4 protein-coding genes are annotated in these 3,055 nt (G+C 44.0%); all 4 read right to left on the bottom strand.

All coding sequences use genetic code 11. The annotated features are described in order from the left end of the window. Positions 1-354 (bottom strand): flavodoxin-dependent (E)-4-hydroxy-3-methylbut-2-enyl-diphosphate synthase (locus A3763_RS09690; RefSeq protein ID WP_197482873.1); only part of this gene is annotated, 354 nt, incomplete at its 3' end. Between the two features lie 49 nt (positions 355-403). Further along, complete coding sequence (locus A3763_RS09685; protein ID WP_068634067.1) at positions 404-1,381, bottom strand: RodZ domain-containing protein; 978 nt, start codon at positions 1,379-1,381, stop codon at positions 404-406. Further along, positions 1,378-2,205 carry a type IV pilus biogenesis/stability protein PilW gene (pilW, locus tag A3763_RS09680; RefSeq protein ID WP_068554620.1) on the bottom strand — a complete coding sequence of 276 codons (828 nt, stop codon included), beginning with the start codon at positions 2,203-2,205 and terminating at the stop codon, positions 1,378-1,380. The genes A3763_RS09685 and pilW overlap by 4 nt, the downstream gene beginning before the upstream one ends. 89 nt (positions 2,206-2,294) lie before the next feature. Beyond that, the coding region (rlmN, locus tag A3763_RS09675) for a 23S rRNA (adenine(2503)-C(2))-methyltransferase RlmN (protein ID WP_068759998.1) at positions 2,295-3,055 on the bottom strand (761 nt) is incomplete at its 5' end.

The following is a 3,055-nucleotide window of genomic DNA, read 5'->3' as shown; positions in this document are numbered from 1 at the left end:
AATACGGTCCTCTTTACCTATATTACCAGGGTTAATACGCAGACAATCCACGCCGTATTCGGCTACTTTTAGGGCTATTTTGTAATCAAAGTGAATGTCAGCAACAAGTGGAATAGAGGTCTTCTTCTTAATTTCTTTGAATGCTTCTGCCGCTTCCATGCTAGGAACCGAAACACGCACGATATCGGCACCTGCGTCCTGCAATGCCTTTATTTGGGCTACCGTCGCGTCAACATCACAGGTGTCAGTATTGGTCATACTTTGCACAGCAACAGGTGCATCGCCACCGACAGCCACATCTCCAACCCATATCTTCTTGGATTTTCTGCGTTTTATAGGCGATTCAAACTTCATTCATTTAATCCTTTGACCTGAGAAGGCCACTCATAACAAATCATTAGCATTATGGGCTTAAGGTCAATTGAGCCCTGCCGTTCTTGGCAGTATGCGGTATTAAATCAACCGCCTTCCCTTCAAACTCAACCTGAACCTGCTTGGCATCGCCCAGAACCATTGTAAAAGGAGCTGGCCCCGTATAATTGACTTTATTGCCTGCACGTTTTAAAGCAGCAAATACAGTTTTACCTTCTGCATTGGTAAATTTGAACCAGCAATCGCCACTAAACTCGGCAGTAAAACTTGCATTAAAAAACTGTTTCTCCTCAACAACTGGAGGCTTATCGCTATCAGTACCGGGTTCAACTATGTTTGGCGCGTCTTCAAGCGAAGCTGTGGAAGTATTTCCCTCAGTTTCTTCTGGCACAGCCTTGATCACAATCTTTTCATTTGCCAGAGTCTGTGCTGCGTTTGTAGCAGTTGGAAGCGCTGATTTGGGAGAGTCTTCGAGCGTGTCCTGAGCTTCAGATTTTGGCTTATTAAGCATAAGCTGTTGGCCTTCAGTTTCAGTACTGAGTGATTGATCACTAGGCGCCGAAGTCGTACTTTCAGGTAAGGGGCTGCCCTCTTGTAGAGGCTTATCTTCCACCAGTAAATACCCTAAAACATACACGCTCAAACCAGCAACTAAAGCCAATGCAAACATTACACTGATCAGTTTCTTTCGGAACTTGGCTTTCTCGGCTTTTTTAGCGCTTAAGGCTACATTCTCGATTTCATTCTTGCGAGTACGTAACTGAACCTCAAGCAGCTCAACCATTCGCTCTTCATGCAAGTTAACCAAACGACAATAAGAGCGAAAATAACCTTTTAAGAAAACATCGCTACTGAAGTCGTCATAATCTTCATTCTCCATTGACTGCACAACACTTGCCCTTAGGTGAAGATCATGTGCAACATGGTCGATAGAAAATTTTAACTCTTCTCGTGCAGTCCGGAGAATTAAGCCTGGGCTTGACGAAATATCAGCTGTTTCCTTACTCATCGACTAGCACCATTTAGCGTTATTTTTTTTCCAAGTAAACTCTTGGCAAGCTGGTTTTCTTCAGTATCGGGATACATTTGCTCGAGTAAGCCTGCCAAAGTAATCACTTGCTGAGAACTATCATAATAATTGGCAATCCTGATTCCCAGCCATAAACTCTGAGCTGAGTGTTGCATACCGCGCTCACGAATCAACCGTACGAGGCGATTATAATAATGCTGAGCTCTTTCAAAATCGTTGGACTGGATCAGCAGCTCCGTTACACCAGATAGCGCACGACCATTACTACGATCCAAGCGCAAAGTACTGGTATAAGCTTCAATTGCTTCAGCACTATTACCTAGTTTAAGTTGGCATAAAGCGATATTAGAGAATATTTGTGAACGGCCTTCATAACGCGTATCTTCAGATGCTAGTTTAAACTGTTCAAGCGCCGCCTCAATTCTGTCAACTGAATACAAAAACGCGCCGTAATAACTTCTTCCACGCGTATAGCTTGGGTCGGTTTCCAAACTCTGTTTAAAGTAATTCTCAGCAGCAACTGTCTCCCCTTCCTGGTGGTAAACCAAGCCCATAGCTGCGTTAGCTGGGGCATCCAGTGGTGATATCTCCAACGCTCTGTTCAGGTGCTTTCGAGCTCGATGCAGGTCATCCCGCTTAATGTACTCAAGACCAAGCGTCACATAACGCCCTACTGCGACAACCGGATCGGCCTTATCAGTTAGCGAACTATTGGTCGTCGTCACACAAGCTTGCAAGAGAAGGCAGAAGACTATCAGCCAGCCCTTCAATAAGAATCTGTATTGTTTATTCAAAAACAGCATGCGAATTTAATCTGCCTTTTTCTATTTTTTATACGAGCCGCTTTCATTGCGGTCTCTTTTTCTATAAAAATTAACCAAACCAATATATTTTATAGCTGTTTTGCAGCAATTGTATTTGCTGCATCCGCGTAGCGCGCACTGCGTCTCGTTCGATCTTCAACCTGACCGACAAGCTGCCCACAAGCCGCATCAATATCATCACCACGCGTTGTTCTAACGGTCGTGATATAACCACCCGCAATCAACCAATCCTGAAAACATCGGACCTCGTTGTTTGAGGGCTTTTTATACCCTGAGCCTGGGAAAGGATTAAAAGGTATAAGGTTGATCTTACAGGGAATTCCACGCAAAATCTCGATCAATTGATCTGCATGAATCTTTCGATCATTCACTCCTGCAATTAGGGTATATTCGATGGTCGCTTTTCGTTTATCCGAAAGCTGATCCAGATAGCTTTTTAGCGATGAAAGCAGCATCTTAATCGGATACTTCTTGTTCACCGGCACCAGTTCGTTTCTAAGCTCATCGTTTGGTGCATGCAAGGATATTGCAATCGAGGCATCGGTAAATTCGCCCATTCGATCCATTGCTGGCACGACACCAGCAGTACTGATTGTCAGACGCTTCTTGGAAATGCTGTAAGCGAAATCATCCATCATGATGTCTACAGCATCCATGACATTGTCAAAATTTAACAGCGGCTCGCCCATACCCATAAACACAACATTTGTTACGGGACGATCTTTTACCCGGTCGAGTTCTTCAAAGGAGGCAATAGCATTCCAAATCTGGCCAACAATCTCTTCTGTAGACAAGTTACGATTAAAACCCTGCTTACCAGTAGAACAAA

It is taken from the genome of Oleiphilus sp. HI0128 (assembly GCF_001635365.1).
Note: the sequence above shows the minus strand (reverse complement) of the source record. Positions and strands in the feature narration are given on the sequence as shown.

Coding starts and splice junctions, on each gene's coding strand:
- A3763_RS09685 (WP_068634067.1), bottom strand. CDS start 1,381: ATGAGTAAGGAAACAGCTGATATTTCGTCAAGCCCAGGCTTAATTCTC.
- pilW (WP_068554620.1), bottom strand. CDS start 2,205: ATGCTGTTTTTGAATAAACAATACAGATTCTTATTGAAGGGCTGGCTG.